Below are 18,010 nucleotides of genomic sequence, written 5' to 3' on the forward strand. Positions count from 1 at the left end.
TCAGTCACCGCCCAGGATCAAGGCGACCTGCTCGCTCATGATGCCGCCGGTGCCGCTGACGAACGCCGTGTTGCAGTCGGCAACCTGGGCGCCGGCCGCACGGCCCATCACCTGCCGGGCAGCGTCGACGACGTGGTGCATGCCGCCCGCCATCCCGGGCTGCCCGTAGGACAGTTGCCCGCCCGCGGTGTTGAGCGGAAAGTCGCCGCGGAAGGTCAGATCGCGATCCGCCAGCCACATCATCCCCTCACCCTTGCCGCAGAAGCCCGCGTCCTCGAGCGTCATCAGCACGGTGATCGTGTAGCAGTCGTACACCGACGCCACGTCGATGTCGGACCGCTGCGACCCCGCCATCGCGAAGGCCTGTTCCGCGGAGCGTGCGATCGGCGTGGTGAGCAGATCGTCGGCGTAGGTCGGTGTCTTGAAGCGGATGTGCTCCCCGAAGCCCTTGAGCCACACTGGACGATGGCGGCTCCGTCGTGCCACGTCGACGTTGGCGATCAGCACACCGGCGCCACCCTGTACGCGCATCACGGTCTCGAGCATGTGGATCGGATCGGCGATCACCGGGCTGTCGAGCACGTCGTCGACGGTGATCGGCCGGCCGTGGAAGACCGCCCCTGGGTGGGCGCACGCGTTGGTCCGCTGATCCACCGCGATCTTCGCCAACGCCGCTGCGTCGTAACCGAATTCATGCGCATAACGCGTTGCGACCTGAGCGTAGGGACCATTCTGGCCGACGTTGCCGTATGGAATCTCGTATTCGGCCTGCGGTGAACCGTAGTTGTTACTCGACGCGCCGTACCAGCTGAGCGTGCGCGCGGGCTTGGACTCCGAGCGTGGCACCTCGGTCGACCCCGGCACGACGGCGAGCACGGCATCACACAGACCGAGTTCGACGGCGGCGGCAGCGCGCCACACCATGCCCGCTGCCGTGGCCCCACCGAGGTCGACGCGGTCACCGAAGTTCAGTGGCAGACCCAGGTACTCCGACAGCGTGGCCGGGGCGAACATATCGGACTCCGCGATGCCGTGTGTCGAAAGACCATTCACCACAGCGGGATCCACTCCGGCATCCTCGATCACCATTTTGGCAAGCCGCGCGTACTGGTCCAGGGTGAAGGACGGTGGGGCGCTCTGACGCTTCTCGGCGGGCAACTCCGCGATGCCGACGATCGCCGCCTCGCCCCGCAGACCCGTCACGGCCCGACCTTCGACGGCAGCGCGACGGTCGCGGTTCCCGGCATCAGCACCTCGTCACCACGCTTGCAGTAGATGTCCAGGTCGACAAGTCCACCCTCCCGTTTCCCGGTGATCACCCCGCCGAACGTCAACTGCTGCCCGGGATATGCGATCGCCCGGTTCTGGACCGAGAACGCCACCAGCCGGCCGGCGCCGCCGATCCAGTCCGTCAGCGCCCGCGACAGCAGGGCCGACTGCAGCGGACCTTGGACGAGGACGTTGTCATAGCCTTCGGTGTCCCGAGCCCAGTCCTTGTCGTAGTGGATGCGATGGCCGTTGTATGTCGCGGCGCTGAAGAAGAACATTTGCGTCTCGTCGACGATTACCGTCAGGGCCGGGATCTCGTCTCCGGTCGCGACGTCCTCGTCGAAGATTTGTTCGCGAGCAGACGCAAAACTGCCCTTTTCCACTGCGTTTTGGGCAGGTTTGCGTCTGTTCGCGGGAGCATGGTCCGGAGAATCCCGGCTCATGTGGGACGCGCGATCATCGACGTCGTCGCTTCGGCGAGAAGCTCACGATGCTGGTTGCGGTATTCGGCGCGCCAGGTCACCACAACGAATCTGCCTGACTTGCCTTCCTTCTCGACGATCGACTCGACGGTGCGCGTCATCTCGACCTCGTCACCGTGATACGCAGGCAGATGGAAGGTCGTGCTCTCACCCCCTGCCATTCGTCGCGGGGCCTTCGGGAAGGCCATACTTCCCGTCACCGCGCCTGACGACCCATCGGGCCGTAACTCGCCGAGTGCGGCGACCCCAAGAATCGCGTACTGGAGATACAGCGGCGGACAGGTGATGTCGCGATAGCCGTGCCGACGCGCGTAGTCGGCGTCGAACCACAGCGGGTTGTGATCACCGACCGCGGCCGCCCATCGCTGCCAGTCCCGTCGGTACACCTCGCCGGTGGCGACGGCGACAACGGTGCCGACCTTGGCGGCCGACTCCGAGTCGACGAGACTCACCGCGCACCTGCCCAGGTCGACTTGCCGTCAAGCCATTTCGCCGCGACGTCCGCGCCGCCACCCAAGGTTGAAAGCACTCGAGCGCGTTCGGAGAACAGGTGCAGACCGGTGTCGACGACGTACCCCATTCCACCGTGCAGTTGGTGCGCGTCGAGGGTGATCTTCTTGACGTCGGCGGCCCGCATCCGCGCGATCGCGGTTTCGCGGGTCGCCGTGCTGCCGCGCCCGATCCAGAACGTCGCCGACTGCGCCGCCAGTCGTGCCGCGGACAACGCGATGTGCATATCTGCGACCACGTGTTGCGCGGCCTGAAAGGAGGCGATCGGCCTGCCGAACTGCTCGCGCATCGTCGTGTAGGCGACGGTGCGGTCGATCACCGCGTCGCCTACTCCGGCGAGATCCAGACAGTCCAGCGCCACCATGGCATTGACCGTCCGCCGCAGCGCATCTGCGTCGACCGGTGTGGGTTCGTCGACCAGGACGTCGTTGAACCGGACTGTGAACACTCCGAAGCCGCCCATGATGGGCAGCGGCTCGACCTCGACCCCGTTCGCCGTCGCGTCGACGGCAACGATTCCTGCGTCTGTGCTCGCGACGATCACGTCGGCCCGGTCCGCGTCCGCGACGTAGTCCGCGCTGCCGTTCATCCGCCACGTGTCACCGTCTCGCCGCACATTCAGTCTCGGCGTCACGTCGGAGGCGTCGCGCGGATTGAACAACACATACGTGCCCCGCGCCTCTCCCGACGTCAGCCTGGGCAGCCAGGCGGAGCCGACGCCGAGCCAGTCGACCGCCAGCGCAGCGTACAGCGTGCTCTGAACCGCCCTGGGGCACAACGCTCGCCCCGCTTCGACGCAGAAGACACCGATGTCATTGAGGCTGCCATCGACCACCAAGCCGAGGACTCCCGCCGACGCCAGCGCCTTCCACTTCCCGTCCGGCTCGAGGTCGGCCGCCAGCACGCTGCGGCACATCGCGGCGAGGTCGCGTTCGTCCTGCGAAGGGATCACCCGCATCCCATCACCTCCCGTACGACGGCATCTTGTGACCGCGCTGGGCGATCACGTCGCGAAGGACCTCGTTGGTGCCGCCGCCGAACCGCATGAGAGGCGACACCCGGTAGAGGCGCTCGAAAAAACCGTCCGCGGGTGCGCCCGCACTGCGATGGGCGCGCAGGCCTTCGGGGCCGAGCAGGTCGAGCGCAAGGTCGGCGATCCGCTGCCGCAGCTCGCTGGTGAAGATCTTCTCGACGCTGACCTCTACGGAAGGTATGCGTCCGCTGTCGAGCATCGACGCCGCTTCCAGTCCCATCAACCTGGCAACCTCGATATCGGCCTCGGCCTGCGCCAGCCGCCGGCGAAACACCGGATCGGGATCCCCGGCCAGCGCGGTCAGCTCGTCGAGTGCACGACGTAGGTCGCCCACGTTGATCAGGGCGCCGCGCTCCAGATCCAGCGCGCCGGTGATGTAGGTCCAGCCCATGTTGAGCTCGCCGATCAGGTTGGTGACCGGCACCCGGACATCGCGGAAGAAGGTCTCGTTGGTGCGGTAGCCCGACCACGCGTACAGCGGGTGGATCTCGATTCCGGGCGTGTCGATCGGGACTGCGATCACCGAGATGCCGCGATGCCTCGGCGCGTCCGGGTCGGTGCGCACGCACAGCCACTCGTGGGTGGATCGCTGGGCACCGCTATTCCAGATCTTGGAGCCGTTGATCACCCATTCGTCCCCGTCGCGCACCGCACGGGTGCGCAAGCTCGCGAGGTCGGTGCCGGCGTTGGGTTCGGAGTAGCCGAGCGCGAATACGATCTCGCCCCGGGCGATGCCCGGCAGGAACTCCTTCTTGTTCTGTTCCGTGCCGTGCCGCATGATCATCGGCGCCACCGACGTCACCGTGAGGTCAGGCCCGGGCACGCCGGCGTACTCGAACTCGCTCATCAGCAGGTGCTGATGCATGGCGGTGAGCCCAAGGCCGCCGTACTCCTTCGGCCAATTGAGCCCGAACCAGCCCCTCTCGCCGATCTTGCGCCGGAATGCCGTCAGCTCGCCGCCCTGGTGTTCGAGTCCGTGCTCGGCCATCTCTGCCCGTAGTGCCGCGGTGACGTTCTCGTCGAGGAACTGCCGCACTTCGGCCACCCAGGCTCGCTGCTCGTCGTCGACCTCGAAGTCCACGCAGGCGACACTATCGAGAAAGTGTTCACACGGCGGGCGAACGCGGGAGTGTGGCGCGCTTTGTCCGGTCCGAAAATGCTCGTCATCGGCATAGTTCGTCGCCTGGGCATGCGGGTTTGTAGTCTTCGGGGATGCCGTTCGACAACGGCGAGGTCTTCGCCGGCTACGTGATCCAGCGATTGCTGGGCACCGGTGGCTCGGGAGAGGTCTACCTTGCCCAGCACCCGCGCCTGCCTCGTCAGGACGCACTGAAGGTGCTGTCGCTGGACTCGACGGCCGATGACGAGTTTCGGGCACGGTTCAACCGCGAGGCCGAATTGGCGGCGACGTTGTGGCACCCCCACATCGTCGGTGTGCTCGATCGGGGCGAGTTCAACGGGCGGCTCTGGATCTCGATGGACTACGTGGACGGCACCGACGCGGGCCGATTACTTCGGGAGAACTACGTCGGCGGGATGCCGGAACACGACGTCTTTGAGATCGTGACGGCAGTGGCCGATGCGCTCGACTTCGGCCACGAGCGCCGTCTGCTTCATCGCGACGTCAAACCGGAGAACATCCTCGTGACGGCGTCCGATGGTCACCGGCGACGGGTGCTGCTGACGGACTTCGGGATCGCCCGCAGGATCGACGACGCCAGCAACCTCACCAACACCAACATCGCGTTGGGGACGATCAACTATGTGGCGCCCGAACAACTGCTCGGCAAGCCGCTCGACGGCCGGGCGGATCAGTACGCGTTGGCCGCCACGACCTTTCACCTATTGACCGGCTCACCGGTCTTTGAGGACCCGAATCCCGCCGTCATAATCAGCCACCATCTGGGCACGACGGCGCCGCGAATTTCGGAGCGTCGACCCGATCTCGCGCACTTCGACGATGTGCTCGCGCGGGCGCTGTCCAAGGATCCCAACCAGCGCTATGCGACGTGTATGGAGTTCGCTCGCGCGCTGACTCGGCAAGGTCGTGGCGCCCAAATCGCCCCGCCGGCCAGCGAGACTTCGGATGAGCGTCCCACCACGCAACGTCTCGAGCGTCTCGTCATTCATGGCACCGCGCGAGGGGTGCAGCGCCGCGCGATCGGCGCCCAGGCCGAAATCGGCCTGCTGTCTTTCCACTTGGTGCCATTCGAACCCGTCGCCGGTCGCCAGGCTCCGGTCCCGGTGGAGATACAAACGGCGCTCGTCCCCGATCAGCTCACCGACGGAGACGAGGTCGAGGTCAGCGGAATATGGGATGGCGACGGCCTCGACGCGGACACGATCGTCAACATCTCCGCCGGCCCCAAGCGGCGGCGACCGCAGGTCCCGGCCAAACCAGCCGGCGGCAAAGCGCCGACCAAGGCGCGCAAACGCAGATGGATCCCGATCGCGGCACTTCTTGCAGTGATCGTGGTGGTCGCCGGGGCGGTGCTGTACTTCACCACCGCCAGGTCGAGCGGGCCTGGGCCGATCGTCAAACCGGAGAGCGCGACCGTCTTCGCCCCCGGCGGTTCACCCGACAACCCGCAAGACGCGGGCAAGGCGATCGACGGCAATCCCGACACCGCGTGGACGACGGTCACCTATCGCGACGCCGTACCCTTCCCGACCTTTATCGAGGGTCAGGGTTTGATGCTGCACCTGTCCGAACCGACTGCACTGAGCGCGGTCACCATCGACATCTCCAGCACTGGAACCGAAGTGCAGATCCGCTCGTCGCCGACCGAGCAGCCCGCCGCGTTGTCCGACACCACCGAGCTGACACCCACTACGACTTTGCAGCCGGGACAGAACCGCATCGACGTGCGCGACGAAACGAAGACATCCAATGTGCTGGTGTGGATCTCCAAATTGGGTACGACGGACGGAAAGAGTCGCACGGAAATCTCGGAGGTCACGCTGCAGGCTGCCGGCTGAGTTTCGCCTCGCGGCGGGCTTTCTCCGCCGCCTGGAACAGAAATTTGGCTAAGGTCCATGCCATGGGCATTCGCCTCGGATTACAGATCGGCAACTTCAGTTACGGCACAACGGTAGAACAGCTCTTTCCCACCGTCATAGCCCAAGCGCGGGAGGCTGAATCCGCGGGATTCGACTCAGTGTTTCTAATGGACCACTTCTATCAGCTCCCGCAGGCGGGATCTCCGGACCAGCCGATGTTGGAGGCCTATACGGCCTTGGGTGCCCTGGCTGTCGCAACGGAGCGGGTCCAGTTGGGAACGTTGGTCACCGGAAACAGCTACCGCAATCCGACCTTATTGGCCAAGGCGGTGACGACGCTGGACATCGTTAGCCAAGGCCGCGCAGTCCTGGGAATCGGAACCGGTTGGTTCGAGTATGAGCATCTTTCGCTCGGATTCGACTTCGGCTCCTTTACCGACCGTTTCAACCGACTTGATGAAGCACTGCAGATCGTCTTGCCCATGATCCGGGGCGAGCGACCGACGTTCTCGGGCAAGTGGTACCAAACGGTGGAGGCAATGGCCGAGCCTCGCTTTCGCCCTCATATTCCGTTGTTGATCGGTGGCAGCGGCGAGAAGAAGACCATTCCGTTGGCAGCCCGCGCTTTTGACCATCTCAACATCCTTGCTGGCTTCGATGAGCTGCCACACAAAGTGCAGGTGGTCAGGCAGCGCTGCGAGGAGATCGGACGGGATCCGGCCACGCTGGAAACCAGCGCGCTGGTCCCCGCGTTGATCGGGGACGGACTGTCCCCAGAGATGCTTCCGGCTGAGGTGAGTCAGCAAGCGGTCGCCGGCAACCCGCGGGAAGTCGTTGAGCAGATCAAAACCAATGTACTTGACGCCGGTGTTGACGGCGTAATACTCAGCCCGGCAACGCAACTGGGCTATACCCCGGGACTGATCACGGAGGTCGGTGAACTGCTCAGGCCGCTCGTCAGCGCGTGACCCACGGGTGAACCGTCAACGCGTGGTCGCCTTCTCGCCGTCCGGCCAGTCGCACCCGGTCAGCTCGGTGGACAGTCTCCAGAGTTCCGCCGCGCGAATGGGGTCGCGCGCCTTCGTCAACGGCACGGTGACCCGCGGCTTCCCCCATTGCTTGAACGCAGGGGCGAAATACGTTCCGCTGGGCAAGTCGGTGCTCGTGGCTTGAACTGCGCTGCGGGCGGCCTGCGGCAGACTCTGCGAAGTCCACGTCAACGCGGCAGGCCGACGGTCGACAATCCACTTGACCGCGCCGGTGCTGTAACGCGTGATGTCGGTGGCGGCCTGACCCGGATTGGCCGCATAGGCACGAACCCCGCGGCGAGCCAACTCGTTGATGAACAACATCATCGCGAGTTTGGATTCCGCATATGCCGCCATCGAGGAATAGCGTCGATGATTCCAGTTCAGGTCATCGAGATGAAGACGCCCGAATGCATAGTTGGTACTCACCACCGAGACCACCCGATCCCTGATTCTGTTGCCGAGCAGACATGTCAGAGCGAAGTGACCGAGATGGTTTGTGCCCATGTGGGCCTCAAAGCCATCGACGGTTCGAGTAAGCGGAATCCCGAATACGGCCGCGTTATTGATCAACACGTCCACCGGCTGCATCGAATTGGCGAAAGCCACGACGCTGGACAGGTCGGCGAGATCCAGAAATTTGACGTCTACGTCGCCGGTCATCTCCGTCAACGCCTCTTCGGCTTTCGCGAGAGTCCGACACGCGATGGTCACCTGATGTCCGTCGGCCGCCAGCGATGCAGCGATGCCCTTGCCGATTCCACTGTTGCCGCCCGTCACGATGACCCGCACAAGAGCATTGTCGTCGGCGGCGCGTATACCGGGACCTATTTGAGAACAAATATTCGGTTCGGCACGATGGCCTTGCGTCCCGACGCGCACGTTCGGCGAGATGAACCAGGGCGGGGTTCCGATTTGCGGACGGCCCTCTCATCGAACACATCGACAAATGCGGTCCTTGGGGTGCCCGCCCGCCGACGCACCAGGTAGACAAGAAGCGATGCCGAACAAAGATGTCGACCGCCGCCTGAGCCCGCTGCCGTCTGTCGGCTACGTCTACCGCACGTCGTGGCCCGTCCCGACCGGCGACATCGGCAGTCAGCTGCAGCTCCGCCTGGACGGGGTGGCCCGCTACATCCAGGAAGTCGGTGCGGAGAATCTGCTCGACGCGGGCGAGGCCGAGGAACATCCGCACTGGCTGGTGCAACGCACGGTGATTGATGTCATCGAACCGATCGAATGGCCCAACGAGGTGTCCTTCAGCCGTTGGTGCTCTGCGCTGTCGACTCGGTGGTGCACCATGCGGGTCGACCTTGTTGGAAACGAGGGTGGCCGCATCGAAACCGAGGGCTTCTGGATCGCGATCAACGAGCGCACCCTCACACCGCAGCGGGTCTCCGACAGCCTGATCGAGAAGTTCGCGAGCACCACCACTGAACACCGCCTCAAGTGGCGACCATGGCTCACCAACCCGGACCACTTTGACGTCGTCACGCCATTCGCGTTGCGCCGCACCGACATCGACGTGTTCGAGCACGTCACCAACACCGCCTACTGGCACGCCATCCATGAGGTGATGGCCGAAGCGCCCGACGTGTGCCGCGCTCCGTACCGCGCTGTGGTCGAGTACCGGCGGCCGATCCAGTACGGCGAAGACGTCAGCCTGCGCTGGGCGCGTCGCGATGACGACGTGCACATCGCGATCGGCGTGGACGACGAGGTGCGCGCCGCAGCACTGCTGCGCAGACTCTGAGCCGGGTTACGGCAGCGCGCGTAGCGTCGGCCGTTTCGAGCTCGCACCCTTCAGCGCGACGAGAGTCTCCTCGGAGGGCGGCGCCGCAAGTAGAGCGACGAAGCCGTCGAGAAGCGCACTGACATGCACGGCATACGAGGGCACGGGCAGGCCGACCAGGCGCGCGCGATGGCGATCGGCACAAGCGTGGACGCACATCGAGGACACATCGTGGATGCGATTGTCGCGCAGCGGTTGCGGCACGTGCTCGATCAGTGCGCCGACCCTGTCGACGTAGTTTTGGTGTGAGTTCCGATGCGTATCAGGCAACGACGTCAGCGGATTGACCGAATAGTCGTATCGCAGCAGCTGCTCGAGGAACGGTAGATAGAAACATGTTTCGTCTTCGGCCAGCTCGATCAACGGAAGTTGGTGCGCCTCGACGATGGCCCGCAGATCATCAGATAGCGTACGGGCTTCCAAGAGCTGTCGACGTCGGGTCAGATGCTCGAGTCGGTTGAGCAGAATCGCCTGGACAAGGCCTTCCTTGGACCCGAAGTGATACTGCACGGCCGACTTGTTCGCCATCCCCGCCTCGGTGCCGATCTGGCGGAGCGGAACCCCGTCGAGGCCGCGCTGTGCAAACAACCGCTCCGCGGTGAGCACGAGCTGCTGTTTGGCCGACGGCTCCACCGGCACGGGTTCGGACGTGGACATGGGCCCAGAATTTCACACTGGACGAATTAAGTCCATCGCCTTAGAGTTCAGTCCACAGATTTGCAACAGAGAGTGGTGCACGTGGAGACCTACCAAGACGTCATGGTCGCCGACCCGGTCTTCGGACCGGTGTGGGCGCGGCCCGGTCTGAGCGGGCGCGACCGCCGATTCGTCACGCTGACGTGCGTGTGCGCGTCGGAGAGTGTGGGCGACATGAACGACCACGTATACGCCGCGTTGGCGAGCGGTGACATCACCTATGACGAGCTGCTGGAGTTCGTCCTGCACTTCGCGGTGTACTGCGGATGGCCACGCGGGTCGGAGGCAGAGGGGGCGGTGCGATCGCAGTTCGCCCGTCTCACGGCCGAACGAGGCGAGAACGTCCCACCGCGTTCGGATCTCCCGCTGGAATCCTTGGGACCGAACGATCACGGGCGTCGTCTCGACGAAGGCGAGAAGTGCTTCGTGGACGTGAATCTGCTACCCGCGCCGCCGCGGGATTCGCCGTACTTCCAGGCAGGCATTCTGGCGTTCGTTTTCGGCCACCTCTGGCAGCGCCCCAACCTCGGCCGCCGAGAGCGCCGATTGATCACGGTGGCCGCCGTCGGCGTATCCGGGGCACTCGGTCCGATCTATTCGCATGTGGGATCAGCACTGGAGTCGGGTGACATCAGTCGTTCGGAAATGGACGAGGTGATCCTGCAATTCTCCGCGTACGCGGGGTTCCCCAAAGGCCGTGTTCTGCAGAAGGCTGCCAGCGATTCGTGGCAGCGGATATCAGCGTCCAACCAAGAAGGGCAGTGAACAGTGTCGACATCACTCGAGCAGAAAGTCGCTTTCATCACCGGGGTAGCGCGAGGCCAGGGTCGCAGCCACGCAGTGCGATTGGCGCGTGAGGGCGCGAACATCATTGGCATCGACATCTGCGCAGACATCGCCGCCAACCACTACCCGATGGCATCGCGCGAAGAACTAGACGCGACGGTCGATCTCGTCGAGCAGGCCGGCGGGAAAATGCTTGGGACAGTGGCGGACGTGCGCGATTTCGACGCCGTCAAGGCAGCAGTGGACGCGGGAGTGGAATTCTTCGGACGCCTCGACATCGTGTTGGCCAACGCGGGCATCTCGCCCCTGGCGTTCCGCGAGCTGAGCATCGAAGAAGAACTCGAGCAGTGGCGAGCGGTGACCGCCGTCAACCTGGACGGTTCCTACCACGCTGCGTTCGCATGTATCCCGCACCTCATCGCCGGTAACCGGGGTGGCGTGATCATCTTCACCAGTTCCACCGCCGGACTGAGGGGTTTCGGCGGCGTCCAGGGGGGTGGTCTCGGTTATGCAGCATCCAAGCACGGCATCGTGGGACTCATGCGCACACTCGCGAACGGATTGGCGCCGTTGAGCATTCGTGTGAACACAGTGCATCCGACTGCGGTCAACACGATGATGGCGACAAACCCGGTGATGACCGAGTTCTTGGAGAACTATCCCGGGGGTGGTCCGCACCTGCAGAACCCGATGCCTGTCGAGATGCTCGAGCCAGAAGACATCAGCGCCGCTATCGCGTATCTGGTATCCGACGAAGCCAAATACGTGACCGGCGTGACGTTCCCGGTTGACGCCGGCTTCTGCAACAAGCTCTGACCGTGGCCGGCAATGAAACGGTCGGCCGCGTGGCCGACAAACGGATCGTGGTCACCGGCGCGGCCCGCGGCATGGGCCGCAGCCATGCCATCCGGCTCGCCGAAGAAGGCGCAGACCTCGTACTGGTCGACATCTGCGCTCCCATAGACGAATTGGACTACCCGCTGTCGACCGAAGCCGATTTGGAGGAGACGGCACGCCTGGTTCGTGAACACGGCCGCACGGCGATCACATGCGTGGCGGATGTGCGCGACGAGGACGCGATGAAAGGCGCCGTCGACGCGGCAGCCGAAGAACTGGGCGGTCTGGACGCCGCCGTCGCCAACGCCGGCGTCCTCACGGTAGGCACCTGGGATGTCACGACGGCAGAACAGTGGCGCGTCGTGGTCGACGTGAACCTCATCGGGGTCTGGAACACCTGCGCCGCGGTGATCCCCCATCTGGTCGAACAGGGCGGCGGCAGTCTGGTGAACATCAGCTCGTCTGCGGGCGTCAAGGGCACACCGTTGCATGTCCCCTACACAGCCTCCAAACACGGTATCGTCGGCATGTCACGCGCCTTGGCCAATGAGCTTGCCGCACAAAGTATTCGGGTCAACACAGTTCATCCGACCGGGGTGATGACCGGCATGGCACCGCCATCGATGCACGACCAGATGACCTCACGGACCGACCTTGTCCCCCTCTTTCTCAACGCGCTGCCCGCCGCGCTAATCGAAGCCGTCGATGTCAGCAACGCGGTGCTGTTTCTCATCTCCGATGAGTCTCGCTACGTGACCGGGTTGGAGTTCAAGGTCGACGCAGGCGTGTCAATCAGATAGGTGCCTCGGGCGGCACCTACCAACACGTCTAGCCCGGCACCGGACAGGTGAACTTCAGCACTGAGATAGCCGGGAGCCGGAGATCGAGCTTGCGGTGAGCAGTAGCGTTGAGGCGCAACGGGAATGGGCATCTACTGACGGTCGACAAGCGTCGCGCCACCCTGATGGAGCTGGCCGACACCGTTGTGGCTGCCGCTGCGCTACCAATTGCTCGGCGAGTAGTCCTTGAGGAAGCAGCCATACACGTCTTCACCGAGTTCGCCGCGCACGATGGGGTCGTACACGCGGGCGGCCCCGTCGACGAGGTCGAGCGGGGCGTGGAAACCCTCGTCGGCGAGCCGCAGCTTCGTCGGGTGCGGCCGCTCGTCGGTGATCCAGCCCGTATCAACCGCGGTCATGAGAATGCCGTCACGTTCGAGCATCTCGGCGGCGCTGGTGCGAGTGAGCATGTTCAACGCGGCCTTGGCCATGTTGGTGTGCGGATGGCCGGACCCCTTGTAGGCGCGGCTGAACTGCCCCTCCATCGCCGACACATTCACGACGTATTTGCGCCGGGCCGGCGAGGCGGCCATCGCGGGGCGCAGGCGACTCACCAGAATGAACGGCGCGGTCTGATTGCACAGCTGAACCTCGAGCAATTCCATCGCGTCCACCTCGTGCACACGTTGGGTCCAGCTGTTGATCGATGCGGTGTCGGGCAGCAGACCACCCGCGTCGATGGCGGTGCCCGCGGCGATCCGTTGCGGAGAGGCACTTCGCGCGGTCAGCGCCAATTCGGTCACGGCGTGCGGCTTTTGGTGCTCGGCAAGGCTTCCCGCGAGTGCGGCCGGATGGGCGTCGCTGACGTGATCGAACGTGACGACGTCAACAAGCTGCGGCGGCGGAGTCCGTTCGCCCTCGACGAGGGCCGAGTAGGAACCTGGTGAGCGTCGCACGGTCTGCGCCGCATTGTTGATCAGAATGTCCAGCGGACCGCGCTCGGCCACGGTGTCGGCGAGCGCGACCACCTGAGCGGGATCGCGTAGATCGATGCCGACGATCCGCAACCGGTGCAGCCAGTCGGCACTGTCGGGCATCGACGCGAACCGTCGGACCGCGTCGTTCGGGAACCGGGTGGTGATCGTCGTGTGGGCCCCGTCGCGCAGCAGGCGCAGCGCGATGTACATGCCGATCTTGGCGCGGCCACCGGTGAGCAGGGCGCTCCGTCCCTCGAGATCGGCGCGGGCATCGCGCTTGGCGCGATTGAACGCGGCACACTCCGGGCAGAGCTGGTGGTAGAAGGCGTCGACCACGGTGTAGCGGTTCTTGCACATGTAGCAGGCACGCGGCCGCTGCAACCTGCCCGCCGTGGCGCCCACAGCAGCGGACACCAACGGAAGACCCTGGGTCTCGTCGTCGATGCGGCCGGGTGCGCCGGTCGCGGTAGCGGCGGTGACGGCGTGGTCGGCGGCGGCCACTGCCTCGCGCTTCGCGTCCCGGCGGGCCTTCTTCACCGCCTTGAACACCTTGGCAGTGGCCAGGCGTACCGCCACGGCATCCGGGTGCTCAGGCGGCAAGGACTCGACGTCGGCCAACACCTGGAGGCAGGTGTTGAGCTTGTCTGGGTCGATCGCGTTCACCCAGGAAGAGTATGGCAACGTCCCCCGAATCCCCGAATTCAAAAGGGCCAGGTAACAGGCTCAAATGTTGGACTGATCGGCCGGGGACTCTGGCGCGGTGGCGGGTGCGCCGCGATCGTCGGCGTCAGGCTCGCACGTCACCCCCAGCGTGTAGGCCGTCATCGACAACGATCCGTACGCGAAGCCCTCAACAAGAACGCCGGCCGGCGTGTCCTCCTGGGCGGCCAGACCCGCGAAGTACAGCGACGGGATGTAGTGGTCCGGAGTGGGGACCGCGGCACCGAAATCCCGGTGGCCTGACAACCCAGCGAAATCTTCGGGGGCTTGGGTCATGCTTTCCCGCGCAGCGTCGTCGAAACGCCGCGCCCAGTCGAATCCACCGTCGGCCATTTCCCAGCGAAGCTGCCCGAGATTGTGGACGATGTTGCCGCTCCCGAGGATGAGCACACCGTTTTCGCGCAGGCCCGCAAGTCGGGCACCGAGGTCAAAGTGATAGTCGAAGGGTTTGTCGGCGTTGATCGACAACTGAACCACTGGGATCGAGGCGTCCGGAAACGCATGGGCCAGAACGGACCAGGTGCCGTGGTCGATGCCCCAGCTGTCGATGTCTGCGCCGACCCAGGTCGGCTTGACGAGTTCAGCGACTTCTTCCGCGAGGTCGGGCAAGCCCGGTGCGGGATAGTCGACCGCGAACAACTCGTCGGGGAAACCGAAGAAGTCGTGGATGGTGCGCGGCTTCGACATCGCAGTCACTGCCGTCGCATTGATGTACCAGTGCGCGCTTATCACGAGGATCGCGCGCGGCGTGGGCACGACGGCGCCGAACTCCCGCCACGCCTCGGTGTAGCGGTTTGTCTCGATCGCGTTCATGGGGCTGCCGTGTCCGATGAACGCCGCCGGCATCAGGGTGCCTGTCACCTCATCAGTGTTGCGCATCTCGGACGGGGTGGGATTCGGTCAGCCGATGCACCACGTCCTTGGTCGAGGGATACAGCTCGCGCCAGGTGCCGTAGAGATCGTCATAGAAACTGACCGCGGCCGGATTCGGCACAATCTCGCGCTCGATTCTTGCCCAATCGGTGTCGCCCGGCACCATGCCGATTCCGATCGCCGCGAGCAGTGCATCGCCGTAGCTGGCGCCGATCGCCTGCTCCGGTACCAGCTGGACGCGTCCGGTGATGTCGCTGAGCGTCTGCGCCCACAGCGGGCTGCGTAGACCGCCACCCACCGCGACGGTCCGCGTGCTGCTGCCGGCGTCGTCGAATCGTTCCAAGATCTGCCTGATGCCGAATGAAATCCCTTCGTACGCAGCGTGAATCAGGTGTTCACGGCCATGACGAAGTGTCAAGCCGGCCACCACGCCGCGGGCCTGCGGATCGAACACCGGTGTGCGCTCTCCCGCGAAGTAGGGCAGCATCAGCAGACCTTCGCTGCCCGGTGGGACGGCGCCGGCCTCGGCCATCAACTCGTCGAGTGGGGCGTCGCCGGTGACGGTTTGCAGCCATGCGATCAGGCTTCCGGCGGTAGAGGTACCTGCGGCCAGCGCGAGGGTGCCACGCTCGACACCGGCCGTGGTCCACAACGTGGGGTCGGGGTGGTACTCGTCGATGACCTGGACGAGGAACATCGTCGATCCGTACATGAGCATGAGATCTCCGGGATGCCGTACCCCGGCCGAGAACGCTTCGGCGTACGCGTCGACGGTGCCCGCGACCACCGGTGTGCCCGTCGGTAAGCCGGTGGCATCCGCCGCATCGGGACGCACCGTGCCTATCACCTCGCTGGGCCAGACCAACCTCGGGAGGGGCAAGTGTCTGCAAATGCGCTCGGCCCACTGCAGGTTCCAGTCGAAATCGCGAGTCGCGTAGAGGGGATCACACTGGCTGGCAGTGTGATGATCTATCACGTACTCACCGGTGAGCTTCGCGCTGATATAGGAGTTGGACCCATACCAGCCGGCCGCTTTGGCGAACACCTCCGGCTCGTGCCGGAACACCCACTCCAGCTTGGGGCCCACGGCCTGGCTCGACAAGGTCGTGCCCGCTTGGTCGAGGATGGCGTCGGCACCCAATTCCTCGGTCAGAAGTTCGATTTCGGCAGTGGCACGCGTATCGATGCCGTACAGGATGGCGGGCCGCAATGGGTTCAGATCGGAGTCGCACAGCACCAGGCACGGCCCGACACCGCTGACGCACATCGCGCTGACCCTGGCTCCGCTCGGGACGCGAGCGGTGAGTGCGCGGCTGACTTCGCACACCTCGCGCCACCACAACCTTTCGGCATCCACCTCGGCCCATCCGGGCTGAGGAAGGTTCATGCCATGGGAGACGGTCTCGGTGGCGAGTACCGAGCCGTCGGCGTCGACGAGGACGCCCTTGGTGCTACCTGTGCCCATGTCAATGCCGAGCAGCAGATCCACGTCGCCAACCCTACGTCTCGCGAGATCACCGAATGCGGGCGATCGCTGAGACGTCACCTGTCGAAGTTGATGACCTCTCCCCGATTGATCGACACCCAATCGCGAGCCTCGAGATACGGGCGGAATGTCTCGGTGATCAGCTTTCCGTCTTCAGGGGTCTTCGGCCGCTGGAGCTCATAGAGGTGTGGGAACTCCGTCCAGGCGACGACGGCATCCCAGAGCCTCAGCGCCGCCTCCCCGGTGGGCGGGTCGACGAGAACGGGCCCGAAGAGGCATTGTCCGTCGGGAAAGAACAGCGTCGGCACCCCGTATCCGCCGGCACCAACCACCCGCTGATGCTCGGCCAGCACCTCGTCGCCGGTCGTCGGGTCCGCGATCGCCTGGTCGACCAATTCCGGATCAAGACCGATCTCTGCGAGCAGGTGACGTGCGACGGCCTTCTCGTGCGGCTTGTGCCCGTCGACGTGCAGCGCACGGCCCGCCCGGGCGTACCACGCGTCGAGGTCCGCCATCGACCGTCGCCGCAACTGCGCGCCGATGCGCATCATCGACCAGCCGTAGGACCACTCGCGTTCCCACGGGTGTTTCTTGCCGTCCTGGCGATTGATCTCCTCGAGGCTGAAGAAGCGCCAGTTCACCTCGAGGCCGGTGCGATCTCGTACCTCGCGGATCCACAGCGAGGTCTGGTAGGCGTAGGGGCACATCACGTCGAAATGAAAGTCGACGAAGGCCGGACGACTCGTCACCACTGCACACTAGGTTGCGGGAGCGAGCATCTCAACGGTGGAATCTCCAGACAGGCGATCGTCACGAAAGGAATCCGATGGATCCGGTCATCATCGAATGTGCGATCAACGGTGTCACGTCAAAGGCCACCAACCCACACGTTCCCTTCGAGCCTTTTGAGATCGTCGCTGACGCCCTGGCCTGCATGGATGCCGGCGCGGCGATCATCCACAACCACATCGACCTGTCCGGCGTGAGCGTGGAACGCGCCGTCGAGCGCTATCTCGAGGCGTGGGGGCCGGTGCTCGACGCGCGGCCGGACGCGTTGCTCTATCCGACGATTCACTTCGACACCGACGGCTCGTGTTCCTACGAGCATCTGATACCGCTGGCCGCCGCGGGGATGCGGGTCGGGATCACCGACCCAGGCTCGGTGAACCTGGGCGTCCGTGACGCCGACGGCCTACCGTCGGGCGGCTTCGTGTACCGCAACTCCTTCGACGTGATCGGTCGCGCGTTCGACATCTGCCGTGACGGGCAGCTGGGCCCGAGTCTCGCGATCTACGAACCGGGCTTCCTCCGCGCCACCATGGCGTGGTGGCGCGCCGGCCAGTTGCCCGCCGGTGCGATGATCAAGCTGTACTTCTCGACCGAAAGAGGTTACCTCGGAGCACCTTTCGGGTTGCCTCCGACCGAACGTGCGCTCGACGCGTACCTCGAGGTGCTCGACGGGTGCAGTGTTCCGTGGGCGGTCTCCGTCGTCGGCGGGGACCTGTGCGCGGATCGGATCGCGGGTTTGGCGCTGGAACGCGGCGGCAATCTCCACGTGGGACTGGAGTTCTATGGCGGCGATCGCACGCCGACCAATGTCGACCTGGTGACCGAAGCCGTGGCGCTGTGCCGGCGGTACGGCCGAGCAATCGCGACGCCCGACGAGGCCGCGCAGATCCTCGGATTGCCACGCGGGCCCGGTGGGTGGCGATAACGCCATCGGAATTGTCGGAAACGTCAGA

General features: G+C 64.9%; 18 protein-coding genes. 7 read left to right on the forward strand and 11 right to left on the reverse strand.

The window, feature by feature from the left end; genetic code table 11:
- The 5 genes from G6N36_RS11365 to G6N36_RS11385 are packed head-to-tail and all read right to left on the reverse strand — an operon-like array spanning position 1 to position 4,375.
- The gene (locus G6N36_RS11365) at positions 1 to 1,203 is read right to left on the reverse strand and encodes a thiolase family protein (protein WP_163686602.1); all 1,203 of its coding nucleotides are present in this window, start codon (positions 1,201 to 1,203) and stop codon (positions 1 to 3) included.
- A complete protein-coding gene (locus tag G6N36_RS11370; protein ID WP_163686603.1) occupies positions 1,200 to 1,652 on the reverse strand; it encodes a MaoC family dehydratase in 453 nt (150 codons plus the stop codon). Before G6N36_RS11370 ends, G6N36_RS11365 begins: the two co-directional genes overlap by 4 nt.
- Positions 1,653 to 1,708: 56 nt before the next feature.
- On the reverse strand, positions 1,709 to 2,203 hold the full coding sequence (locus tag G6N36_RS11375; RefSeq protein ID WP_163686604.1) for a MaoC family dehydratase: 495 nt from the start codon (positions 2,201 to 2,203) through the stop codon (positions 1,709 to 1,711).
- Entirely contained in the window at positions 2,200 to 3,219 is a 1,020-nt protein-coding gene (locus tag G6N36_RS11380) for an acyl-CoA dehydrogenase family protein (RefSeq protein WP_163686605.1), read from the reverse strand. Before G6N36_RS11380 ends, G6N36_RS11375 begins: the two co-directional genes overlap by 4 nt.
- 4 nt (positions 3,220 to 3,223) lie before the next feature.
- Complete coding sequence (locus G6N36_RS11385) at positions 3,224 to 4,375, reverse strand: acyl-CoA dehydrogenase family protein (RefSeq protein WP_163686606.1); 1,152 nt, start codon at positions 4,373 to 4,375, stop codon at positions 3,224 to 3,226.
- Between the two features lie 131 nt (positions 4,376 to 4,506).
- On the opposite strand from G6N36_RS11385, the gene G6N36_RS11390 reads away from it, so the two are divergent.
- Together G6N36_RS11390 and G6N36_RS11395 are read left to right on the forward strand one after the other, a co-directional pair.
- Positions 4,507 to 6,273, forward strand: coding sequence for a serine/threonine-protein kinase (locus tag G6N36_RS11390; RefSeq protein WP_163686607.1), 1,767 nt, complete (start codon positions 4,507 to 4,509; stop codon positions 6,271 to 6,273).
- 62 nt (positions 6,274 to 6,335) lie between these two features.
- Positions 6,336 to 7,262 carry an LLM class F420-dependent oxidoreductase gene (locus G6N36_RS11395; RefSeq protein ID WP_163686608.1) on the forward strand — a complete coding sequence of 309 codons (927 nt, stop codon included), beginning with the start codon at positions 6,336 to 6,338 and terminating at the stop codon, positions 7,260 to 7,262.
- A 15-nt stretch (positions 7,263 to 7,277) separates the two neighbouring features.
- Here the strand turns inward: G6N36_RS11395 and G6N36_RS11400 are convergent, their stop codons facing one another.
- Positions 7,278 to 8,114 carry an SDR family NAD(P)-dependent oxidoreductase gene (locus tag G6N36_RS11400; RefSeq protein ID WP_163686609.1) on the reverse strand — a complete coding sequence of 279 codons (837 nt, stop codon included), beginning with the start codon at positions 8,112 to 8,114 and terminating at the stop codon, positions 7,278 to 7,280.
- 208 nt (positions 8,115 to 8,322) lie between these two features.
- On the opposite strand from G6N36_RS11400, the gene G6N36_RS11405 reads away from it, so the two are divergent.
- Positions 8,323 to 9,075 carry an acyl-[acyl-carrier-protein] thioesterase gene (locus tag G6N36_RS11405; RefSeq protein ID WP_163686610.1) on the forward strand — a complete coding sequence of 251 codons (753 nt, stop codon included), beginning with the start codon at positions 8,323 to 8,325 and terminating at the stop codon, positions 9,073 to 9,075.
- Between the two features lie 6 nt (positions 9,076 to 9,081).
- On the opposite strand, the gene G6N36_RS11410 is transcribed toward G6N36_RS11405, so the two are convergent.
- Positions 9,082 to 9,771, reverse strand: coding sequence for a TetR/AcrR family transcriptional regulator (locus G6N36_RS11410; protein ID WP_163686611.1), 690 nt, complete (start codon positions 9,769 to 9,771; stop codon positions 9,082 to 9,084).
- A 102-nt stretch (positions 9,772 to 9,873) separates the two neighbouring features.
- Between G6N36_RS11410 and G6N36_RS11415 the strand changes: the two genes are divergently transcribed.
- The 3 genes from G6N36_RS11415 to G6N36_RS11425 are packed head-to-tail and all read left to right on the forward strand — an operon-like array spanning position 9,874 to position 12,233.
- Complete coding sequence (locus G6N36_RS11415; RefSeq protein WP_163690617.1) at positions 9,874 to 10,575, forward strand: carboxymuconolactone decarboxylase family protein; 702 nt, start codon at positions 9,874 to 9,876, stop codon at positions 10,573 to 10,575.
- 3 nt (positions 10,576 to 10,578) lie between these two features.
- Positions 10,579 to 11,412, forward strand: a complete 834-nt coding sequence (locus G6N36_RS11420; protein ID WP_163686612.1) for a mycofactocin-coupled SDR family oxidoreductase — start codon at positions 10,579 to 10,581, stop codon at positions 11,410 to 11,412.
- 2 nt (positions 11,413 to 11,414) lie between these two features.
- Entirely contained in the window at positions 11,415 to 12,233 is an 819-nt protein-coding gene (locus G6N36_RS11425; protein ID WP_163686613.1) for a mycofactocin-coupled SDR family oxidoreductase, read from the forward strand.
- A gap of 200 nt (positions 12,234 to 12,433) precedes the next feature.
- Here G6N36_RS11425 and G6N36_RS11430 read toward each other — a convergent pair whose 3' ends face one another.
- The 4 genes from G6N36_RS11430 to G6N36_RS11445 are packed head-to-tail and all read right to left on the reverse strand — an operon-like array spanning position 12,434 to position 17,017.
- The gene (locus tag G6N36_RS11430; RefSeq protein ID WP_163686614.1) at positions 12,434 to 13,852 is read right to left on the reverse strand and encodes an SDR family NAD(P)-dependent oxidoreductase; all 1,419 of its coding nucleotides are present in this window, start codon (positions 13,850 to 13,852) and stop codon (positions 12,434 to 12,436) included.
- Positions 13,853 to 13,912: 60 nt separating this feature from the next.
- A complete protein-coding gene (ygiD, locus tag G6N36_RS11435) occupies positions 13,913 to 14,755 on the reverse strand; it encodes a 4,5-DOPA-extradiol-dioxygenase (RefSeq protein WP_163690618.1) in 843 nt (280 codons plus the stop codon).
- Positions 14,756 to 14,774: 19 nt separating this feature from the next.
- On the reverse strand, positions 14,775 to 16,271 hold the full coding sequence (locus G6N36_RS11440; RefSeq protein WP_163686615.1) for an FGGY-family carbohydrate kinase: 1,497 nt from the start codon (positions 16,269 to 16,271) through the stop codon (positions 14,775 to 14,777).
- 53 nt (positions 16,272 to 16,324) lie between these two features.
- On the reverse strand, positions 16,325 to 17,017 hold the full coding sequence (locus tag G6N36_RS11445; RefSeq protein ID WP_163686616.1) for a mycothiol-dependent nitroreductase Rv2466c family protein: 693 nt from the start codon (positions 17,015 to 17,017) through the stop codon (positions 16,325 to 16,327).
- Positions 17,018 to 17,094: 77 nt separating this feature from the next.
- Between G6N36_RS11445 and G6N36_RS11450 the strand changes: the two genes are divergently transcribed.
- Complete coding sequence (locus tag G6N36_RS11450; RefSeq protein ID WP_163686617.1) at positions 17,095 to 17,982, forward strand: beta-keto acid cleavage family enzyme; 888 nt, start codon at positions 17,095 to 17,097, stop codon at positions 17,980 to 17,982.
- Positions 17,983 to 18,010: the final 28 nt, after the last annotated feature.

The organism is Mycolicibacterium gadium (genome assembly GCF_010728925.1).
Classification (GTDB): domain Bacteria; phylum Actinomycetota; class Actinomycetes; order Mycobacteriales; family Mycobacteriaceae; genus Mycobacterium; species Mycobacterium gadium.